Origin of the sequence: Geobacter sulfurreducens PCA (assembly GCF_000007985.2) — a bacterium.
GTDB lineage: Bacteria > Desulfobacterota > Desulfuromonadia > Geobacterales > Geobacteraceae > Geobacter > Geobacter sulfurreducens.
In genome coordinates this window covers 3,783,547-3,804,835 of the sequence record NC_002939.5, presented here as the reverse complement: position 1 = coordinate 3,804,835, position 21,289 = coordinate 3,783,547, and the positions used below count along the sequence as shown (strand labels likewise).

The window sequence follows — 21,289 nt, the reverse complement described above, 5'->3', positions numbered from 1 at the left end:
CATGCCGGTAAAGCTCAAGGCGTCTGACCTCTTTTACAAATATCCCAAGGACGTGGTCAACCGCGACCAGCCCAAGTTCCGGTGCAAGCCCGATCCGTCCCCCTTCAACCGGGACGACCTCTATGAAGTTGTGGCGATGATGGAAGCGGTGATGAACGAACTGGGCTCCAGCGATGGCCGGGTCCTTAACCTGCTCGAAGACATCATGCACCAGGACATGCCACGCTTCATCGAAAGCCGCGAGATGGTCTTCGACTGCCTCGTGGAGACGGCCCGGGAGCGGCTGGGGCTCGGGTAGCCGGTCTTGCCATGGCCTCCCGCATCTGCTATAGATTAATGAACCAAATCGGCAGACACTTTTGCCGGGCATCGACCCCGGGAGGCACACCATGACCAAGGATTCAGTTGTCCACTTCGCCCTTTCCGTCGTCGGCAAGGACCGGCCCGGCATCGTCGCCGGGACTACCGGCATTCTCTACCGACTCGGCTGCAACATCGAGGACTCCAGCTCCACCATGCTGGGAGGGGAGTTCGCCATGATCCTCATCATCTCCCACCCCAAGCCGTTCACCAAGAGCAGGCTGCTCGAAGAATTCCGGGTGCTTGGCGAGGATATGGGCCTCACCGTCTCCGCCCGTACAATGACCCCCGACGAGGCCGAGTACCGCGCCCCCGAAGGGGAAATCTGCATGCTGTCGGTCTACGGGTCGGACAAGCCGGGCATCGTCTACCGGGTGACCAAGGAGCTGGCCGAGCGCAGCATCAATATCACCGACCTCAACACAAAGTTGGTAGGGAAAAAAGGTGAACCGGTCTATGTGATGATGATCGAGGCCGCGCTGCCGGAGGGGATCTCGGTGGACCAGGTGTCGGCCATGCTCGAAGAAATCAGGAAGGAGCTGAACGTGGAGATCTCGGTGCGCTCAATCACACCGGTTTCCCTCTGACGCCATGCCAGCACAGACCATACTGCAGTATCCCCATCCCGTCCTGAAGAAGGTATGTCATACTGTCACGGCCATCGACGAGGCCATCAGGGGGCTGATCGACGACCTGATCGAGACCATGCGTGAAGGTCCCGGCTCCGTGGGCGTTGCCGCCCCCCAGATCGGCGTCACCTTGCGGGTCTGCGTCATTGACGTCTCGGGCAGCCGCCACGGCAAGGACAACAACCACGGGCTGCTCCTCATGGTCAACCCGGAGATCGTTGACCGGTCGGGCAATGCGGTCATGCGCGAAGGATGCATGAGCGTCCCCGACTACACGGGAGACGTGGAGCGCTCCACCGAGGTCCGGGTCCGCTTCCTGGACGGCGCGGATGGCTCGGAGCGGGAGATCACGGCCTCCGGCTTCGAGGCCGTCGCAATCCAGCACGAGATGGACCACTTGGACGGCATCCTGTTCCTCGACCGGATTGTCTCGATCAAAACGGGCCTCTTCCGGCGGAAAAATTATAAGTAACGGCCAGCCAGGCTACGGACCGCCATGGCGGCTGAACGCGCAGCAGCGTCGGCATTCCGCCGGTCCGGGGGTGATCTGCGCCGCAGGAGGCGGGGAACCGTGTTGACAGGCGCCTTTTCCATCTGGAAGCGCGACATGCTGGTGCTCCGCCGCAGCCTCTTCTCGGAACTGGCGGCGGTGGTGGCCGCTCCCCTCACCTTTTACCTCGCCTTCGGCTTCGGCCTTCGCGGCTACATTGCCGATGTGGAAGGGGTGCCATACACCGTGTTCATGGCGCCGGGGCTCATCACCATGACCGCCGTTTCTGCCGCCTTCGACGAGAGCGCCTGGAGCATGTGGTTTCACCGTAAGGTTCAGCGGACCATCGAGGCTTACCGGGTCACCCCGATCACCGTCTACGATATCGTCATCGGCAAGATATTCTCGGGTTTCACCCAGGGCGCCCTCAAGGGGGTGGCCGTGGCTGCGGTCATCTTCCTTCTCACCGGCGTCCGGTTCGACCCCACCCACCTGGTGGCCTATCTTTCCTTCATCATTCTTGGTTCCATGGTCTTTTCCTGTGCCGGGACGGTCTGCGGGACGCTCCTGGACAAACCCGAGACCATAGGCAAGGTTCAGGCAGTGGTCATTATGCCCCTCATCTTCCTGTCAGGGGTCTTCTTCCCGGTATCGTCCTATCCCGAGGCGTTGCGAGCCACGGTCATGCTCATCCCCACCACGGCCCTGTTCGAGGGATCCCGCAGGGCTCTCCTGGCAGGTGCTCTCGATGCCGGCCTGATTGCCATCCTCGCCATTACCGCTCTGGCCGCCTTCGTCGCCACGGTGGCCATCTTCAATCGAAAGATGGCAGAGTAGTACCGGCCCCCGGCCGCTAAACTTCTTGTGCTGTCGAGGTTATTTTAGTAGGATTTACAGGATTGTCACACGAACGGAGAATCCATGGCCGAAGAATTCATTCCCAAGTGGGTTGCCTGGGAAACCACCCAGAAATGCAACCTCAAGTGCGTCCACTGTCGCTGTTCCTCTGACCTGACCTCCTCCGAAGGTGATTTCACCACCGAGGAAGGGAAGAAGCTCCTGAAGGAGATTGCCGATTTCTCAAAACCGGTCATCGTTCTTTCGGGCGGTGAGCCCCTCATGCGCCAGGATATCTTTGAGTTGGCCGAGTACGGCACCTCTCTGGGGCTGCGGATGTGCATGGCCACCAACGGCGCCTTGGTCACCGACGAAATCTGCGCCAAAATGAGGAAGGCGGACATCAAGATGGTGTCCCTCTCTCTGGATGGCAGCAGCGCCGAGGTCCACGACGATTTCCGCCAGTGTCCCGGTGCCTTCGAGGGAGTGGTGCGGGCCGCCGAAATCTTCCGGCGTAACGGCCAGAAATTCCTCATAAATTCTTCCTTTACCAAACGGAACCAGCACGATATCGCCAACACTTTCAAGCTGGCCAAGAGCCTGGGCGCCACTGCCTGGTACATGTTCATGATCGTCCCCACGGGCCGGGGCGAGGAGATCATGAACGAGCTCATCTCCAAGGAGGACTACGAGGAGATCCTGGAGTGGCACTACCAGCAGGAGAAGCTTGAGGACGAAATTCTCATGCGCCCCACCTGTGCCCCCCACTACTACCGGATGGTCCCCATGCGGGCCAAGCAGGAAGGGGTCAAGTTCGAACGCCGCTCCCTGACCTTCTCCACCGGCGGCGGCAAAGGATGCATCGCGGCCCAGACCATCTGTCTCATCGACTGCTTCGGCAACGTAAAGCCCTGCTCCTACTTCCACCGTACTGCCGGCAACGTGAAGGAAATCCCCTTCCGGGAAATCTGGGAGAACTCGGAAATCTTCAAGGATCTCCGTAACTTCAAGGCATACAAGGGGAAATGCGGCGAGTGTGAGTTCATCAACGTCTGCGGCGGCTGCCGGGCCCGGGCCGACGCGGTCTATGGGGATTACATGGAAGAGGAGCCGTTCTGTAATTACGTGCCGATACGCCTTCAGAAGAAGGCGTAAGGAACGCGATAGTTACGCCGTGTTGGCGTCGTCCTCGTCACCCCCTTGTGCGGCGTAGCCGGGCTACGCCTCCGCCGGGGTTACTGCGGGTGCAGCAATTTGATGCAAATCTCACGCTTCTGGGTTTTTATAATCGAAATTCCAAAGACAATTTCTCTGAGGAGGGTTTTCAATGAATAATCGTTTTCTCGACGCCTGCTGGGGCAAGCCCGTTGACCGTACTCCCGTGTGGCTCATGCGCCAGGCGGGCCGCTATCTCCCCGAATATATGGCAGTACGCTCCAAGTGCACCTTCCTGGAACTCTGCAAGACCCCGGAACTGGCGGCAGAGGTGACCATTCAGCCCATCGACATTCTGAATGTCGACGCGGCGATCCTCTTCTCCGACATCCTCACTCCGGTTGAGCCCATGGGGCTCAAGCTCGACTTCGTGCCCGGCCCGGTCTTCGAGCACCCCGTACGTACCATGGCCGATGTGGAGAAGCTGCGCATTCCCAACCCCGAGGAAGATGTCCCCTACGTACTGGACACCATCAAGATCCTCCGTCGGGAACTGGCCGGCAGGGTTCCCCTGATCGGCTTCGGCGGAGCGCCGTTCACCCTGGCCTGCTACATGGTTGAAGGCAAGGGTTCCAAGGACTGGGCAAACATCAAGCGGATGATGTATGCCGCTCCCGACGTCTATGCCGCCCTCATGGACAAGGTTACCATGATGGACATGGAGTACCTGAACGCCCAGATCAAGGCCGGTGCCCAGGCGATCCAGATCTTCGACACCTGGGGCGGGGTCCTCTCCCCCACCGATTACGAGAAGTACGTTCTGCCCTACACCACCAAGCTCATCAACGGCCTGAACCGTCAGAACACGCCGGTGATCCACTTTGTCAAGGGCGCCGGCACCATGCTGGAGACGGTGCAGAAGGCCGGCGGCGACGTCATGGGGCTCGACTGGCACGTGAATCTTGGGAAGGCCAGGGACGTGCTCGGTCAGAACATGGCCGTGCAGGGGAACCTGGACCCCACGGTCCTCTACGCCCCCAAAGAGGTCATCGAGGCCGAGGTGAAGCGGGTGCTCGACGAGAATGCCGGCCGTCCCGGACACATCTTCAACCTGGGACACGGCATCCTGCCGACAGTGCCGCCGGAAAACGCCATCCACATGGTGGAGTGCGTGCACCGGCTGTCCCAGAAGTAGCCCGATTACCTGCCTGGACAAGGAAAAGGCAGCCCGGCGCTGCCTTTTCCTCATTCCGGCCCAAGCATCGAACCAGCCATGGAAAACCGCATCACCGACATCGAGATCCACCTTTCGCACCTGGAGCACACCATCCAGGAACTGAACGAGGTGGTCTACCGCCAGCAGCAGGCCATCGACCGGTTGGAAGACGAGCTGAAGGCCCTGCGGACGCAGTTCCTGGCGGTGGCGCCGTCGCCAACCCGCCCGCCCGACGAGGAAACGCCGCCTCCCCACTACTGACAGCCATTCATGGGGGCCCCATGGAGCATCCCCTCATCCGGATCGTCATCCTGGCCGTGCTCGCCTATGTGGGGTACGCACTGCTCTGTTTCCTGGTCCAGCGCACCATCATCTATCCCGGCCGTTCCCTTTCCGTGGCCGGCCAGCCTCCCGATTTGCCCGACATCCATCCCCTCTGGCTCACAACCCCATACGGCCACGTCGAATCCTGGTTTCTGCCGGCCACGGGGAGCGTTGCCGGAGACAGGCGTCCGGTGGTACTCTTTTTTCACGGCAACGGCGAGGTGATCGACGTTCTGCCGGACCAGGCCGAGGGGTTTCGCAGGATGGGGATGCACGTCATGCTCGTGGAGTATCCGGGATACGGCCGTTCCGGCGGGTCGCCGTCAGAGGAGGGAATCACGGCTGCGGCCGTGGCCGCCTATGATGAACTTGTGCGGAGGAGCGACACGGATTCCGGCCGCATGATCGCCTTCGGCAGGTCGCTCGGATGCGGGGCCGCCTGTGCCCTGAGCCTCAGACGCCCGCTGGCGGCCCTTATCCTCCAGTCGCCGTTCACCTCGACCCGTCCCTTTGCCCGGCAGATGCTCCTCCCCGGATTTCTGGCACGCGATGTCTTCGACAACCGTAAGGCCCTGGAATCCTACGGCGGAGCGGTCCTCATCCTGCACGGCACGGAAGACGACATCATCCCCGTCGGCCACGGGCGCGAACTGGCCCGTACCGTCCGGCGCGGGTGCCTGATAGAGCTTCGCTGCGGCCATAATGACTGCCCCCCCGACTGGCTGGAGTTCTGGCGGATCATTGAGGGATTTCTGGAGCAGGAAGGGGTGTCGGGGAGAAAATGAAAGGCCCGCCACTCTGCGGCGGGCCCCTGCTCATTCATATTTCCGAGTTCCCGTTTCACGGGATCTTCCGGCATCAACGGCAGCCGGATTCGTACTGCCTAAGTTGTGGTTCGGCTGAAACTTCCTCGATAGGTTTCGCCCCTCCTTTTGGCAGTGCTGGTTCAGGTAGCTACCTGAGTAAACTATAGCTCCCGGCGGGAAAAATTCCAGGCTGTTTTTTTTTGTTGGATCGCACTAAAATGGTTGAGTTGCATCGAATAGGGAGACACCAATGGCGAGGGGACGGGCATGGCCGCGTCCCTCTTGTTTTTGCGGCGGTCGTCGGGAGCTATCCCTTGCGGCCTGCTAAAATTGTGTGCGATAGTTAACACCGTTCGACTACCCTGCCGTGCCGAGGAGAACACCATGGCCGACAAGACCATCGACCCCTCCGGCCTCGTCCCCCCCGAGCGGGACGCCTGCGCCATCATCTGTCACATCAACAAGGAAGCCCGTCCCACCCACGGCAACGTCCAACGGACCATCGAGGCCCTGGTGAAGATGGGGCACCGGGCCGGTGAAATCAACGGCGAAGGAGACGGGTGTGGCGTCCTGACCGACATCCCCCGAACGATCTGGCGGGAGGTCCTGGCTGGCGCAGGCGCCGACCCCGATCTGGCCGAAGCTCCCGGCTTTGCCGTGGGGCATTTGCTTCTGCCGAAGGAGGCCATTGTCGCCGATCCGCAGCTGCAGGCGGCAATCCTTGGCCGGTTCTCCGCCGCCGGCGTCCAGTTGCTTGTGGAGCGGCCCGGGATTGTCCGGAGCGAAGTCCTCTCCAGCCGCGCAAGGGAAGGGGAGCCCCTCTTCTGGCAGGTGGCGCTCCTCTGCCCGGAGAAGGTGGCAGCACCAAAGCTCCTGTTCGAACTCCAAACATCCATCGAGCGGGATTTCACGGTCCACGTGGCGTCTCTCTCCACCGATGTGACCGCCTGGAAGGTTCACGGCGCACCGGAACTCCTTCCCCGTTACTATCCCGAATTGCGGCGCCGCGACTTTCTCTCCTCAGTTACCATCGGTCACAGCCGTTATTCCACCAACACGCTCCCCACAGTGCTCCGGGCCCAGCCCTTTTCGCTTCTGGGGCACAATGGCGAGATCAACACCATCGCCCGGCTTCGGGAAGAGGCTCGGATGATGGGAATTCCTCTCTTCGCCGACGGCTCCGACTCCCAGGACCTGAATCGGACCCTGGAAGGGCTCATGTTCCGCTATGGTCTCACCCTGTTCGAGGCGATGGAGGTGGTTTTCCCGCCCATTTTCAGCGCCATGGACGGCATGGGGCCGGAGCTGAAGGCCATGTATACCTGGTTCCGCCGCTTTCTGAAGGCGTCAGCCCAAGGGCCCGCGGCCATCATTGCCCGCCATCGCAATCTCTGCATCTTCAGCGTGGACGCCATGGGGCTGCGCCCTCTCTGGGTGGGTGAGACCGACCGGGAGATATTTGCCTCGTCGGAACTGGGCGTCGTCCCCCATGAGGAGATCCTGAGCGACCCGAAGCCCCTGGCCCCCGGCGAGAAGGTGGGGGTGCGGATCGTGGCGGGGCAACAGGTGGAGATCATCGGGCACCCGGCCCTGCGGGGGGAGGTTTACCAGAGCTTCCGGAAGCGGACGAACCTGGCGTCCCAGGAGAAGTGGGTAACGCAGGGGGCGGCACTGGGGGACGGGCTGCCGTCCCTGGCGGTCCGCTTCGGCCGGAGCGCCAAACTCCACCAGGACAACCTCATGTCCGCCTTTGCCTGGAAGTCCAGCGATCTGTCCATTCTGCGAGAGATGGCCGGCAGCGGCTCGGACCCTATTGCGTCCCTGGGGTACGACGGCCCCCTGGCGTCGCTTTCCAGCCGGCGTCAGAATCTCTCCGACTACTTCAAGGAACAGGTGGCTGTGGTGACCAATCCGGCCATTGACCGGGAACGGGAGGCAGAGCATTTTTCCACCAGGGTCTACCTGGGGCCGCGGCCCCTGTTCCGAGGCCCCGCCCGCCTGGCGGTGACGCTGGAGGTGCCGCTGCTGACCGGTGGCCGCCGTACCGGCATCGAAGCGGCCGACGCCGCCGTGGCCCGGGAGTTCGGCACCGCCAGCCTGGAGGCGCTCGTGGCCGCCTTTGGCGAGGGCAAGGGGCGGTGTCGGGTAATTCCGTGCCACATGGCAAAGGAGGAATGTCTGGGAGCCGCCCTGGCGCGCCTGACCCGCGAGGCTGTGGAGGCAGTGTCCCGGGGGGCTGCGGTGCTCCTGCTGGACGACAGCGACTGCTTCGCCCCGGGGAAGAGCTTCATCGACCCGTTTCTGGTGACGGCGGTCCTCCACAAGGGGCTCAAGGAGGCCACCGACGCCTCGGGGGAAAGTCTGCGGCGGCGGACCGCCCTGGTGGTCCGGTCCGGGGCGCTCCGCAGCCTCCACGACCTCATATTCGCTCTCGGCATGGGGGCCGATGCCCTTTGTCCCTATCTCATGTGGGAAGGGGCCGGCGATGGTCCGGGGATGAAGAACCTCTTCTCGGTCGTTGCCAAGGGTCTCGAAAAGGTCATCTCCACCATGGGGACCCACGAGATCGGCGGCTACGGCAAGTACTTCGCATCCATCGGCCTTTGCCGGCATCTGGCGGAGATATTTGAAACCCCCAACTTCTGCGGCTCGGGGCAGGGCGGGCTCACCCTTGAGCGGCTGGAGGAGGAAAACCGCTCCCGCAGCTCCGTGGCCCGCAGCCGCGAAAAACAACCGGTGCCGGTCCAGTTCCGGCTCTATCCCAAAATTTGGAAGATGGTGGGGGCCGTGGCCAAGATGGAGGAGACCTACGCGGACCTCTCCCGCCTCATCCAGCAGTACGAGGCGGAGAACCCCCTGGCCATCCGGCACCTGCTCGACCTCCGCTACACCCAGGAACTGACCGTGGACCCGGACGAGGTGGACACCACCGTGGGGGACCATAACCTGCCGATCCTGATTTCCGCCATGAGCTTCGGTTCTCAGGGGGAGACTCCTTTCAGGATCTACGCCGAAGCGGCAAAGCGCCTTAACATCATCTGCATGAACGGCGAGGGGGGCGAAATCGCCGACATGCTGGGGCAGTACCGGAAGAACCGGGGGCAGCAGATCGCCTCGGGGCGCTTCGGGGTGAACATGGCATTCCTCAACTCCGCCGACTTTCTGGAGATCAAGGTGGGGCAGGGGGCCAAGCCCGGCGAGGGGGGGCATCTCCCCGGCTTCAAGGTGACGGCCAAGATCGCTGCAGCTCGCCACGCCACGCCCGGCGTCAGCCTCATTTCCCCCTCCAACAACCACGACATCTACTCTATCGAGGATCTGGCCCAGATCGTCGAGGAACTCCGTACCGCCAACCCTTGGGCCCGCATGTCGGTGAAGGTGCCAGCGGTGGCGGGAATCGGCACCATCGCCCTCGGCGTGGCCAAGGCCGGGGCCGACATCATCACCATCAGCGGCTACGACGGCGGCACCGGCGCGGCCCGCAAGCACGCCATCAAGTTCGTGGGGTTGCCCGCGGAGATCGGGGTCTCAGAGGCCCACAAGGCGCTGGTGGCGGCCGGGATGCGCCAGAAAGTGGAGATCTGGGCCGACGGCGGCGCCCGCACCGGCCGGGACGTGGTAAAACTCATGCTCCTCGGCGCCAACCGGGTCGGTTTCGGCACCATGGCCATGGTGGTCATCGGCTGCACCGCCTGCCGGGGCTGCCATCTCGGGACCTGCCACGTGGGAATCGCCACCCAGATCGAAACCGCGGAGGAGGCCGAAGCCCGGGGACTCAAGCGGTTCGTTCCCCGGGTGCTGGAAAACGGGGTCATTTACATGAGCACCTTTTTCCGGGGGATGAGTCGGGAAATCAGGATCCTCACTGCCAAGCTCGGCTTCCGGCGCACCCAGGACCTGGTGGGGCGGAGCGATCTCCTCGCCCAGGCCCGGGGCCTCGACCGCCTGGACCTGACGGAGTTGCTCCGCCCGGCCCGACCGGAGGAGCATCAGCCCTTCGAACCCGAGGTGCGCATCATCCGCAAGCCCCTCAATTACCTGACCTCTCTTATCTCCGGGCTCGTGACCGACTCTTTCGCCAAGGGCGAGGAGCGGGTCCGGTACGATGACGACAGTGCCACCAGCTCCGACCGGGCCATCGGCACCCATCTGGCCGGTGCCTTGGAGCGCGGTGTGGCCGAGGGGCGCGTTCGGACCGGGCAGCGGGCGCTCCTCCAGTTCCGGCGCGACTCCATCCCGGGCAACGGCTTGGCCGCCTTTTCCATCGACCGGCTCACCATCCGGGTAGAGGGAGGGGCTCAGGATGGCGTGGGCAAGAGTACCTCCGGCGGCAGAATCGTCATCCTCAAGGGTGAGAACCGGGAGGGGCGCCGGGTGGGTGGGACTGTGGGCAAGGGGCTCGCCTACGGTGCCCAGGGAGGAACCTTCCTTGTCCAGGGAGATGCCGACAGCAGGGCCTGCATCAGGCTCTCCGGGGCCGATGTGGTCTTCGGCTCCCGCATCCGCGAGCCGGTTGACGACTTTCGAGGGGACATCGCCTCCCGGGCAAACCTTAAGGGTTTCGCCTTCGAGTACATGACCGCCGGACGGGTGGTGGTCCTGGGGGATCCGGGCCCCTGGATCTGCTCCGGCATGACCGGTGGCGTGGTGTACTGCCACCTGGACGGAGCCATGGGGTTCACCCGTGAGGCCCTGCGTCGGCGGCTGGCCAAAGGGGCCGGGGTGGAGATCCGGGACGTTGAGGAAGAGGATGTGGCAAGCATTGGGGAGCTCCTCCTGAAGTACCACCGGGAGCTCCTCCACTCCCACCAGGAGGAAGAAGCCGACGCCGTGGAGGGGATCATTGCCGACACCCGGAGCTGTTTCGTTAAGATCGTGCCGGAGAAGAACATCGTTACCCCCAGGAGCACCGAGTGACGGCATCCCCCTGAGGATGCAAGGAGGAACGACCATGAGCCGTAATCTGTACGTCGAGAAAGATGTCTGTATCAGCTGCGGTCTTTGTGTTGAGACGGTTCCGGAGGTGTTCCGGTTTGACGACGACAACCTGGCCGAGGTGTACGATCCGGCCGGCGCTGCCGAGGAAAAGATCCAGGAGGCCGTTGACACCTGTCCGGTCTCCTGCATCCATTGGGGGTAACAGCCCACACATCCCACGATACGGGAAGACACATGATTATCCTGATTCTCAATTGCCGGGGCTTTTCCATCCACTTCCAGCTCTTCGACTGGTCTACGCGGACCGTCCTCGCCCGGGGGGACGTGGACCGGATCGAGCTGGGCGACTCGTTCATCTCTATGGAGGTACCGGGGCGGGACCCCTATCACCTGGAGTCTGACTGCTCCAGTTTCGGTGCAGCCGTGGCCCTTATTCTCGCCACCCTGACCCACCCCCTGGAGGGTCCCCTCTCCCGGGTCGAGCAGATCACCGCCGTGGGGCACCGGGTCGTTCACGGGGGGGAGCGGTTTACCTCCTCGGTTCCCATCGACGGGAAGGTCATCGAGGCGGTCAGATCCGTGGAGGAACTGGCGCCGCTCCATATTCCCCCGAACCTGGCGGGGATCGAGGGAGCCATGGCTACTCTGCCCGGCATTCCCCACGTGGCAGTCTTCGACACGGCATTCCACCAGGCAATGCCGCTCCATGCCTACCTCTACCCTCTCCCCTGGGAGTGGTACGAGCAGCACGGCGTGAGACGCTACGGCTTCCACGGCGCCTCCCATTGTCATGCGGCGCGGCGGGGGGCGGCGCTCCTGGGGCGCGAGCCGGCCCTCTGTAATCTGGTCACCATCCACATCGGCAATGGGATTTCCCTTTGCGCCGTGGAGGGAGGGTGCTCCATTGATACGAGCATGGGTCTCACGCCGCTGGAAGGGACCATGATGGGAACCCGTTGCGGCTCCATCGACCCGGGCATTCCCCCGTTCATGATGCAGGAAGAACAGCTCTCGCCCCGTGATCTGGACCGGATTCTCAACCAGCGGAGCGGTGCCGCGGGCATCACCGGCCTCAAGCTGGACCGGTCGGCGTTTCTGGCCCGGGCCATCGCGGGGGATGAGCGGTGCCTCCTGGCTCTGGAGATGGAGGCCTACCGACTCCGGAAGCACATCGGCGGCTACGCCGCGGCCCTCGGCCGGCTCGACGCCGTGGTCTTCAGCGCGGCCTCGGGGGAGGGGGAATGGCTCGTGCGGGAAAAGGCCCTCGCCGACATGGCATGCTTCGGCATCCGGCTCGACCGGGAGCGGAACCGAACTGCCCGTTCCGTGGACCGGGAGGAGCGGGTCAGCGCCGATGACTCGCCTGTTGCGGTCTACGTGATTCCCACCGATGAGGAAATGGTTTACGCCGAGGAGGTGGCCGCGCTCCTGAATGGGCAGGGGTGACAACGACCGGGAATGGGGTAAACTGTTTTTCCTGTCGGATTCGATTCACCAAGGAGGCAGGCATGTCGCTGGAAGGCAAAAAAGCTCCCGACTTCACCCTGGAGGGAAGTGACGGGAAAAAACACTCCCTGAAAGACTATGCAGGGAAAACGGTCGTCATCTATTTCTATCCCCGGGACAATACTCCGGGATGCACCAAGGAGGCCTGCGGCTTCCGGGATCTGCACCAGGATCTGATGGCGCGCGGCGTTGTTCTTCTCGGCGTCAGCAAAGACAGCCTCGCGTCCCACGATAAGTTCATCAAGGCCTTCGGCCTCCCCTTCACGCTTCTGTCGGATCCGGACGCCGCCATGATGACCGCCTACGGTGCCTTCGGCGAGAAGGTCCAGTACGGCAAGACTACTATGGGCACGATCCGCTCCACAGTGGTGGTGGGTCCCGACGGGACGGTGGTGAAGCACTGGTCCAAGGTGGCCAAGGCAGAGGCCCATCCGGCGCAGGTGGCGGAGTTCCTCGCCAAGCAGGGGTAGGAACCTCCCATGGCAGAGAGCGGCCAGTCATTTCTCGTTGCCTGCCCCGCCTGTGGCACGAGCAACCGGGTGCCGGCATCCAGGGAAGGGGTTGCGGGCCGCTGCGGCAGCTGCCGCGGTGTGCTCCCGCCCCTCTATTTCCAGCCGGTCCCGCTTACCGACCGGAGTTTCGACCCGTTCGTCGCTGGCTATCATGGCCCCGTTCTGGTTGAATTCTGGGCCCCCTGGTGACCCCACTGCCGGGACTTCGCACCGGTGGTGCGGGAGGTTGCGCGGGAGCTTGCCGGCACGGCGGCAGTGGTTCAGGTGAACACCCAGGAGAACCCGCAGCTGGCAGCCCGCTTCGGCATCCGGGGGATTCCGGCCCTGGTGCTCCTGCGACGGGGGCAGGTGCTCGCAACCTGGAGCGGTGCACTACCCAGAGAGGCGGTGCTTTCCCGGGTCCGCGATGCCCTGCGCTAATGTGGCCGGGCATCGGCGTTTCCCTCAAAACCGTTGACATGAGTCCCGATTGCGCTAGAGTATGAACTCGGCATTTCACTCGACGCCAAGGAGAGTAGAATGCAACCAGCCGGCATTTCACATTCCCTCTTCCCCTCGTTGCCGCCCGAGTTCCTTCCCCTGGCGCTCTACACCCTTGCGGCATCCATTCTGATCGGCGTGCTTCTCCTGGCTGCCTGGTGGCTCGGCGCCAAGACCACGAACCGCAACAAGGAACTCCCCTACGAATCGGGCGCAATCCCCACCGGTTCGGCCCGGCTCGCCTATCCGGTCCCGTTCTACCTCATTGCCATCTTCTTCATCGTCTTCGACGTGGAGGCGGCCTTTATCTTCGCCTGGGCCACGGCCTGGCGCGAACTGGGCCTTCAAGGGCTCGTCCATATCACCTTCTTCATCGTTATCCTCCTTCTCGGCCTCGTCTGGCTCTGGCTGAAGGGGGGCCTCGACTGGGGACCGTCCCGTGCACGGAGGGGCCATGTCCGAGACTGAGGTCCCACAGAACAACATCATTCTGGCCAGCCTGGACGACCTGATCAACTGGGGCCGGGCCAATTCCCTCTGGCCCATGTTCTTCGGGCTCTCCTGCTGTTTCGTCGAGATGATGACCTCCTTCACCTCCCGCTACGACGTTTCCCGCTTCGGGGCCGAGGTGCTCCGGGGCACCCCCCGGGAGGCGGACCTCATGGTCATCGCCGGCACGGTCTTCAAGAAGATGGCCCCGTCAATCCTCCGGCTCTACGAGCAGATGGCCGAGCCCAAGTGGGTCATCTCCATGGGGAGTTGCGCCAACTCCGGCGGCATGTATGACGTCTACAGCGTGGTCCAGGGGGTGAACCAGATCATCCCGGTGGATGTCCACGTCCCCGGCTGTCCCCCGCGCCCCGAGGCATTCCTCCAGGGGCTGATGCTGCTCCAGGAAAAAATCAGGAGGGAAGAACGCCCCGCCAGGAAGGTCCTCCACTTGGCCGGCGGGAGCGAGGGAACCACCCGGCCGGTGCTGGTGGACGGGGTGACCAAGTCCCGCGACACCCGGGGACCCGGCATGGAGGGGATCGCCATCAGGGGGACTTCGGTGCAGCACCCCCATTTCCCAATGCCCCGCTCGGACGAGATGTGGCGCCCGCCGGCCCCAAAGCACCAGTTCCCCGACTTCGGTCTTGCCGGCGAACTGGAAACGGCCTTCGGCCACCGGGTGGTGCGGGACGATCACGCTACCGACATGCTCACCTACCGCTGCCCGCCGGAGCTGCTGCCGGACGTGCTGCGCCACCTGAAAACCCGGAGCGCCGCTCCTTTCCGGCGTCTGGAGGACGTGGCCTGCGTGGATGAGTCGTGCCGCCGGGAGCGGTCGCGGTTCCCGGACTTCACCGTCAATTACCACCTACTGAACTTCCACATCCCCGGACATCTGCGGATCAAGGCCGAGTTGCGAGGGGATACGCCGGAGATCCCGAGCGCGACAAGCGTCTTCCCGGCGGCCGACTGGTACGAGCGGGAGGCCTTCGACATGTACGGCATCCAGTTCGCCGGCCACCCGAACCTGCGCCGCATCCTCATGCCACCCGACTGGGAGGGGCACCCGCTGCGGAAAAATCACCCCTTCCGGGCAACGGAGATGCATCCCTACACCACGGACGACGCCCGGCGCCATCAGGCCCTGCCTGCCTCTGATTTCTTCGATAGAATTGACGAAGAAACACTGATCCTGAACCTGGGGCCCCAGCACCCCGGCACTCACGGCATCATCCGCTTCGTCCTCAAGCTGGACGGCGAAGAGATCGTGGACATGGATACCGACATCGGCTACCACCACCGGGGTGCCGAGAAGATCGGCGAGCGCCAGCACTGGAACCAGTTCATCCCCTACACCGACCGGATCGACTACCTGGCCGGGGTCCAGAACAACCTGGCCTACGTGAACAGCGTGGAGCGGCTCTGCGGCATCACCGTGCCGGACCGGGGCATCGCCATCCGGGTCATGCTGGCTGAGCTCTTCCGGATCGCCAACCATCTGGTCTGGCTCGGCACCTTTGCCGCCGACGTGGGGGCCATGACCCCAGTCTTCTACACGTTCACCGACCGGGAGAAGATCTTCGACATTGTGGAGATGGTCACCGGTGGCCGGATGCACCCCTCCTGGTTCCGGATCGGCGGCGTGGCCGACGATCTCCCCGAGGGGTGGGACGGGGCGGTGAAGGCGTTCCTTGACTGGATGCCGGGCCGGCTCAAGGAGTACGAGGATCTCCTGAAGGGGAACCCCATTTTCCGGGAGCGGCTGAAAGGGGTGGGCGTCATCACCGGGGACGAGGCCCTGGAGTGGGGAATCACCGGCCCGAACCTGCGGGCCTGCGGCGTGGAATGGGACCTGCGGAAAAAGATCCCCTATAACGGCTACCAGCACTTCCACTTCGAGGTTCCGACCGAGGAGGGGGGGGATTGCTGGGCCCGCTATCGGGTCCGGATCGAGGAGATCCGCCAGTCGCTCCACATCGTCCGCCAGTGCTGGAAGGAGATGCCGGCCGGGCGCTGGATCACCGATGACTACCGTTACGTGCTGCCCAAGAAGCGGGACGCCCTCCACGACATCGAATCCCTGATTCACCATTTCATCAATGCCACACGGGGAATGGCGCCGCCGAAGGGGGAGAACTATAGCGCCATCGAAGCGCCCAAGGGGGAGAACGGCTACTTCGTGGTGAGCGACGGCCTCAACGTGCCGTACCGGGTGCGGATCAAGACGCCGAGCTTCCCGCACATCCAGGCCCTCCCCCTCATGAGCCGGGGGTGGCTCGTGGCGGATTTTCTGGCCATCATCGGGTCCATTGACTTCGTGCTGGCGGATTTGGACAGGTGACGCCGATGATCTCGGAGCTTCTCAAAAAGGAACTTCAGGCCCGCGTCGCTCACGCCGTCACCAGCCGTGAGGCGGCCGTGGACGTGATGAAAGCGCTGCAGCGCCACTACGGCTGGCTCACCGACGAGGCAGTGGGGGAGGCGGCGGAGCTCCTGGGACTCACCCCCCTCCAGGTGGAGGAGCTGGCCACCTTCTACGAGATGATCTACCGCCGCCCCGTGGGAAAGCGGGTGATCCACGTCTGCGACTCCATTTCTTGCTGGGCCCTGGGGGGCGAGAGCCTCATGGCGCACCTGGCAGCGGCGCTGAACATCGAACCGGGGGGAACCACGGCGGACGGGCTCTTTACGCTTCTGCCCTGCTGCTGCCTTGGCAACTGCGGCGAAGCCCCGACGCTCATGGTCGGCGACACCCTCCACGGCCGGGTGACGCTGGAGCGGGCCGGGGAGATCCTGGCGACTGAGCGGCGGCAGCTTGCAGCCGCGGAGGGATGAACGATGGTGCGAGTAAAGCGGATCTACGACGAACCGGCAACCGAGGACGGCACGCGCGTCCTGGTGGACCGGCTCTGGCCCCGGGGTATCGCGAAAGACAAGGCCCGCATCGACGAGTGGCTGAAGGAGATCGCCCCCAGCGACGAGCTGCGGCAGTGGTTCGGCCACGACCCGGCCCGGTGGGACGAGTTCCGGGAGCGGTACCGGCGGGAGTTGGACGCGAAGGCGGAACTCCTGGATGGACTCAGGAAACTGGCGGCCGGCGGGACGGTAACGCTCCTGTTCGCGGCAAAGGACGAACAGCACAACAACGCGGTGGTGCTGAAGGACATTCTTGTTGAGCAATAAGACCCCCCTCGGTCCCCCCTGCCTTGTAGGGGGAAGCGAACGAGAGCGAAGCAGGGGGGTGAACAAAGGGGTAAATGGAACAGGTTCTCTTCCGACATAACCGTCCCGGCCGGTGCGTAACCTTTGCCGAGTACCGGGCGGAGGGAGGCTTCGCGGCCCTGGAGAAGGCCCTTTCCGGCATGTCGCCCAACGATGTCCAGCAGGTGGTGATCGACGCCAATCTGCGGGGCCGGGGCGGGGCCGGGTTCCCCACCGGGAAGAAGTGGTCCTTCGTGCCGCGGGACATCCCAGGCCCCCGTTATCTCATCTGTAACTGCGACGAGATGGAGCCGGGCACCTACAAGGACCGGATACTCCTGGAGGCGAACCCCTATTCTCTGGTGGAGGGGATGACCCTGGCCGCTTATGCCATCGGTGTGGCCCATGCCTTCATCTTCATCCGCCGCGGCTACGAAGAGGCGGCGGAGAATTGCCGGCGCGCCATTGCCGAGGCAAAGGAAGCGGGCCTGCTGGGGAAGAACATCCTCGGCTCCGGTTTCTCCCTGGACCTGGACGTCCACCAGTCCGCCGGGCGTTACATCTGTGGCGAGGAAACAGCCCTCATGAACGCGCTGGAGGGGAGGCGGGCCAACCCGCGGAGCAAACCCCCCTTCCCGGCAGTGAAAGGGCTCTGGGGGCGCCCCACGGTGGTGAACAACGTGGAGACCCTGGCCAACATCCCGGCTATCGTGGCCAACGGCGCCGCCTGGTTCAAGGGGCTGGCGAGAATCTCCGAAGCGGCCGGTACCAAGCTCTTCTGCGTGAGCGGACATGTGAACAACGCCGCCTGCTTCGAGCTTCCCCTGGGGATGAGCCTGGGCGAGATCATCGACGGCCCCTGCGGCGGCATGCTGCCGGGGCGGGAGTTCAAGGCGTGCATACCCGGCGGGGCGTCCACGCCGTTCTTTACCCGGGAGCACTGGAACGTCCCCATGGACTTCGATGCCGTGGCAAGGGCCGGCTCCCGGCTCGGCACCGGCGGCATCGTGGTCTTCGACCGGAACACCTGCATGGTGGCGGCAACCCTGAACCTGGTGTCCTTTTACGCTCGGGAGTCGTGCGGCTGGTGTACCCCCTGCCGGGAAGGGCTCCCCTTTGTGAAGGACGTCCTGGCCCGGATCGAGGCGGGCGCCGGGCGGGAGGAGCACATCGCCATCCTGCGGGAGCATGTCCAGTACCTGAACTACGCCTTCTGTCCCCTGGCCCCCGGTGCCATGGGGCCGGTGGAGGGGCTCCTGCGGCTCTTCGAGGACGAGATCCGGGAGCACATCGTGATGGGGCGCTGCCCCCTCGGAGGAAAGGGATGACGGCACCATCTGACGATTTCGGCGGCCTCGTGACCCGGGCCACGAGGCTTTGGACGGGCAATTTCGGCAATCTCCTCGTCCTCTCCCTGGTCTTCTCCCTGGTGGCGTGGATTCCTGTGGCCAACATCGGCTTCCTGGCCGGCTACATCCGCGCGGTGCTCAAGGTGGCCCGCGGGGGAAAGGCGGAGCCGGGGGACATCTTCCGGGCCTGGGATTGCTTCGGCGATCTTTTCGTCTACTTTCTGCTCGTGGTCGTGGCCATGTTCGCCCTGAACCACGTGCCGGTCATCGGTCAGGTGGCGGGGTTCGTCCTGTCGGTGGTGGTCGCGCCCGGCATGTACGGCATTATTGACCGGCGGATGAAGTTCATGGACGCCTTGCGGTGGAGCCTCGAAACCATAAGGGGAGACCTGGCCGGCTGGATTCTAGCGGTACTCGTGGGGAGCATCTTTACAGCCGTGGGGGCGCTCCTGCTCGGCATCGGCATCATCATCACCCTTGGCTGGGGAAGTCTCGTCATGGCGCTCCAGTACGACAAGGGGGAACAACCACGGGTGATTATCCTGTAACCTGAAACCATGCCCAAACTGACCATCGATCACATACTGGTCGAAGTCCCTCCCGGCACCAGCGTGCTGGAGGCGGCCAAGACCGCGGGAATCTGGATTCCGCACTTCTGCTATCACCCGGCCCTCGGCAGCGTGGGGGCCTGCCGGCTCTGTGCCGTGAAGCTGCTGGACGGACCTGTGAAGGGGATCCAGATGTCGTGCATGCTCCCGGCCCAGGACGGCATGGTGGTCTCCACCACCGACCCCGAGGCCTTGAAGATGCGGAGCCTGGTCATCGAGTGGCTCATGACCAATCACCCCCACGACTGCCCGGTCTGCGACGAGGGGGGGGAGTGCCTCCTTCAGGACTACACCGTGGCCGGCGGCCACGGCATCCGCCGCTTTGAGGGGAAAAAACGGACCCACGTGAACCAGGATCTGGGGCCGCACATTCAGCACGAGATGAACCGCTGCATCCAGTGCTACCGGTGCGTCCGCTTCTACCAGGAGTATGCCGGCGGCAGCGACTTCGGGGTCATGGGGAGCGCCCGGCGGGTCTACTACGGCCGGTTTGAGGAGGGGGAGCTCGAATCCCCCTTCTCGGGAAATCTCGTCGACATCTGCCCCACCGGGGTCTTTACCGACAAGACCGCCCGGTTCCGGGCCCGTTACTGGGACTACGAGATGGCCCCTTCGGTCTGCCCCTGGTGTTCCCTCGGCTGCAACACCGTGCCGGCGGCCCGCTACCGGGAACTCCTCAAGACCATGGCCCGGGAGAACCCCGCCGTGAACGGCCACTTCATCTGCGACCGGGGGCGGTTCTCCAATGCCGCCGTGAACGACCCGGTGCGGCCGAGGGTGCCGCTGGTGGACGGGGAGGAGGTTTCATGGGCCGCGGCCATCGACGCCACCATGCTCCGGATTGAAGAGTTCATGGAACTCTACGGCCCCGGCCGCTTGGCCCTGGTCGGCTCACCCCGTCTCCCGCTGGAGGGGAGTGTCCTTCTGGCACGGCTGGCCGGGCTCATCGGGACGGAGTACCTTTGTTACTTTGCCGAGCGGGACGAAGGGGAGCGGGTAGCCGCCGCCGTTTCCCTCCTTGCCGACGGCAGGGCGGCCTCCATGGCGGACGTACGGAAGGCCGACTGCATTGTCATCCTCGAGTCGGACCTCCGGGACGAAGGGCCGATGATGCTTCTGGCGGTCCGGCAGGCATGGCGCAGCGGCGCACCGGTCTTCCTGGTGGGGACGCATGCGCCCCTTGAGCAAGCCCGAGCCGTTTCCATCGAGGCCATCGAGCTCAGCATTATTGAAGAGGTGCCTCTGGCGATATTCGAGAGGGCTGTGGTCATCTGCGGCACCAGGAACAATCCTCCCGCAGCCACTGAGTTACTTGCCCATACTGATGCCAAAATCGCGTACCTCTTTCCCGGTCCCAACGCCTTTGGGGCGGGTCTTCTGGCGAAGGAGCACGGAGCGGTTACCCTGGCCGAGGCCGTTGCCTCGGGGAGAGTGAAGGGGATCATCGCTGTAGAGGCCGACATCCCCGAGGCGCTCCTGGCCGGCGTGCCGTTCGTGGTGGCCGCTGACTGGCTTCCGACGGAAACGGTCAGGCGTGCCCAGATCGTCATCCCCACCGCCGCCTGGGTGGAGACGGACGGCACCTATGTCAACTTTGAAGGGCGCGCCCAGCGGTTCCGGAAGGTCATGGCGCCCGGACTTCCGATTCGGGGGCTCCCGGCCCGCTACCACGCCTCCCCCGACAAGCCGGCGCCGTTCCATCCGCCGCGGGTGCACCGCAGCGCCCCCCCCGGCGGGGAACTCCGCCCCGCTTGGCGGTTCGTGGCCGAGCTGGTGGAGCGGTTCGGGGGCGAAGCGGTGACGGGGGGGGTGCCGGACGGTGGGAGCTGCTGCGGGACCTCGACCCGGAAGGGAGAGGGGAAACGGTGCTGTAGTGAAAAATGTTGCGCGAAACTGAACCACATCTCGATAACTGGCAAGAGTGGTTTACTCAACAGGTACTTCCAGAGGACCGTGCACTACGCGGCGGCTCCTGGAGTCTGACTTACCAAACAGAAAAAGGAGCACCATGAGCAGTTTACCCGCATGCCCACAATGCAGTTCGGAATACACCTATGAAGACGGGACCATGTACGTCTGCCCGGAATGCGCCCATGAGTGGCCGACGGCTGCGCCGGGAGAGAGCCCGGAAGAGCAGCGCGTTGTGCGCGATGCCTTCGGCAACGTGCTCAGTGATGGCGACTCCGTCACGGTGATCAAGGATCTGAAGATCAAAGGCTCGTCCTCGGTTGTCAAGGTCGGAACCAAGGTGCGGAACATCCGGCTCGTGGAGGGGGACCATGACATCGACTGCAAGATCGACGGCGTCGGTGCCATGCAGTTGAAGTCGGAATTTGTGAAAAAGGCATAGTTGAGGCGAAACGGGCATGCAAAGCGAACAGGCGCC

Annotated in this window: 21 protein-coding genes; all 21 read left to right on the top strand. The window is 63.9% G+C overall.

The window, feature by feature from the left end:
- Position 1: 1 nt before the first annotated feature.
- The 21 genes from GS_RS17320 to GS_RS17220 all read left to right on the top strand — a co-directional run bounded on the left by GS_RS17320 (position 2) and on the right by GS_RS17220 (position 21,253).
- A complete protein-coding gene (locus GS_RS17320) occupies positions 2-298 on the top strand; it encodes a hypothetical protein (protein WP_010944068.1) in 297 nt (98 codons plus the stop codon).
- Positions 299-389: 91 nt separating this feature from the next.
- A complete protein-coding gene (locus GS_RS17315; RefSeq protein WP_010944067.1) occupies positions 390-947 on the top strand; it encodes a glycine cleavage system protein R in 558 nt (185 codons plus the stop codon).
- Between the two features lie 4 nt (positions 948-951).
- Entirely contained in the window at positions 952-1,461 is a 510-nt protein-coding gene (def, locus tag GS_RS17310; RefSeq protein ID WP_010944066.1) for a peptide deformylase, read from the top strand.
- Positions 1,462-1,560: 99 nt separating this feature from the next.
- Positions 1,561-2,316, top strand: a complete 756-nt coding sequence (locus GS_RS17305; RefSeq protein WP_010944065.1) for an ABC transporter permease — start codon at positions 1,561-1,563, stop codon at positions 2,314-2,316.
- Between the two features lie 84 nt (positions 2,317-2,400).
- On the top strand, positions 2,401-3,471 hold the full coding sequence (locus tag GS_RS17300; protein ID WP_010944064.1) for a radical SAM/SPASM domain-containing protein: 1,071 nt from the start codon (positions 2,401-2,403) through the stop codon (positions 3,469-3,471).
- Positions 3,472-3,643: 172 nt separating this feature from the next.
- Entirely contained in the window at positions 3,644-4,666 is a 1,023-nt protein-coding gene (gene hemE, locus GS_RS17295) for a uroporphyrinogen decarboxylase (protein WP_010944063.1), read from the top strand.
- Between the two features lie 78 nt (positions 4,667-4,744).
- Positions 4,745-4,948: a SlyX family protein gene (locus GS_RS17290; protein ID WP_010944062.1), complete on the top strand. Its 204-nt coding sequence runs from the start codon at positions 4,745-4,747 to the stop codon at positions 4,946-4,948.
- A gap of 20 nt (positions 4,949-4,968) precedes the next feature.
- Positions 4,969-5,796, top strand: coding sequence for an alpha/beta hydrolase (locus GS_RS17285; RefSeq protein WP_010944061.1), 828 nt, complete (start codon positions 4,969-4,971; stop codon positions 5,794-5,796).
- Positions 5,797-6,201: 405 nt separating this feature from the next.
- A complete protein-coding gene (locus GS_RS17280; RefSeq protein ID WP_010944060.1) occupies positions 6,202-10,734 on the top strand; it encodes a glutamate synthase-related protein in 4,533 nt (1,510 codons plus the stop codon).
- Positions 10,735-10,768: 34 nt separating this feature from the next.
- Positions 10,769-10,957 (top strand): ferredoxin, encoded by a 189-nt coding sequence (locus GS_RS17275; RefSeq protein WP_010944059.1) that lies wholly within the window; start codon positions 10,769-10,771, stop codon positions 10,955-10,957.
- Between the two features lie 32 nt (positions 10,958-10,989).
- On the top strand, positions 10,990-12,201 hold the full coding sequence (locus tag GS_RS17270) for an acetate/propionate family kinase (RefSeq protein WP_010944058.1): 1,212 nt from the start codon (positions 10,990-10,992) through the stop codon (positions 12,199-12,201).
- 62 nt (positions 12,202-12,263) lie between these two features.
- On the top strand, positions 12,264-12,731 hold the full coding sequence (locus GS_RS17265; RefSeq protein WP_010944057.1) for a peroxiredoxin: 468 nt from the start codon (positions 12,264-12,266) through the stop codon (positions 12,729-12,731).
- A gap of 9 nt (positions 12,732-12,740) precedes the next feature.
- Positions 12,741-13,193 (top strand): thioredoxin family protein, encoded by a 453-nt coding sequence (locus GS_RS17260; RefSeq protein WP_010944056.1) that lies wholly within the window; start codon positions 12,741-12,743, stop codon positions 13,191-13,193.
- Between the two features lie 99 nt (positions 13,194-13,292).
- The gene (locus GS_RS17255) at positions 13,293-13,721 is read left to right on the top strand and encodes an NADH-quinone oxidoreductase subunit A (protein ID WP_010944055.1); all 429 of its coding nucleotides are present in this window, start codon (positions 13,293-13,295) and stop codon (positions 13,719-13,721) included.
- Positions 13,708-16,086 carry an NADH-quinone oxidoreductase subunit B/C/D gene (locus GS_RS17250; RefSeq protein WP_010944054.1) on the top strand — a complete coding sequence of 793 codons (2,379 nt, stop codon included), beginning with the start codon at positions 13,708-13,710 and terminating at the stop codon, positions 16,084-16,086. The genes GS_RS17255 and GS_RS17250 overlap by 14 nt, the downstream gene beginning before the upstream one ends.
- A 5-nt stretch (positions 16,087-16,091) precedes the next feature.
- Entirely contained in the window at positions 16,092-16,580 is a 489-nt protein-coding gene (gene nuoE / locus GS_RS17245) for an NADH-quinone oxidoreductase subunit NuoE (RefSeq protein ID WP_010944053.1), read from the top strand.
- A gap of 3 nt (positions 16,581-16,583) precedes the next feature.
- The gene (locus tag GS_RS17240; protein WP_010944052.1) at positions 16,584-16,928 is read left to right on the top strand and encodes a DUF488 domain-containing protein; all 345 of its coding nucleotides are present in this window, start codon (positions 16,584-16,586) and stop codon (positions 16,926-16,928) included.
- Between the two features lie 74 nt (positions 16,929-17,002).
- Complete coding sequence (gene nuoF, locus GS_RS17235; RefSeq protein ID WP_010944051.1) at positions 17,003-18,274, top strand: NADH-quinone oxidoreductase subunit NuoF; 1,272 nt, start codon at positions 17,003-17,005, stop codon at positions 18,272-18,274.
- Positions 18,271-18,843 carry a hypothetical protein gene (locus tag GS_RS17230; RefSeq protein ID WP_010944050.1) on the top strand — a complete coding sequence of 191 codons (573 nt, stop codon included), beginning with the start codon at positions 18,271-18,273 and terminating at the stop codon, positions 18,841-18,843. The genes nuoF and GS_RS17230 overlap by 4 nt, the downstream gene beginning before the upstream one ends.
- A gap of 9 nt (positions 18,844-18,852) precedes the next feature.
- Positions 18,853-20,886 carry an NADH-quinone oxidoreductase subunit NuoG gene (nuoG, locus tag GS_RS17225; protein ID WP_010944049.1) on the top strand — a complete coding sequence of 678 codons (2,034 nt, stop codon included), beginning with the start codon at positions 18,853-18,855 and terminating at the stop codon, positions 20,884-20,886.
- A gap of 25 nt (positions 20,887-20,911) precedes the next feature.
- Complete coding sequence (locus GS_RS17220; protein ID WP_010944048.1) at positions 20,912-21,253, top strand: zinc ribbon domain-containing protein YjdM; 342 nt, start codon at positions 20,912-20,914, stop codon at positions 21,251-21,253.
- The last annotated feature ends 36 nt before the right edge of the window (positions 21,254-21,289 follow it).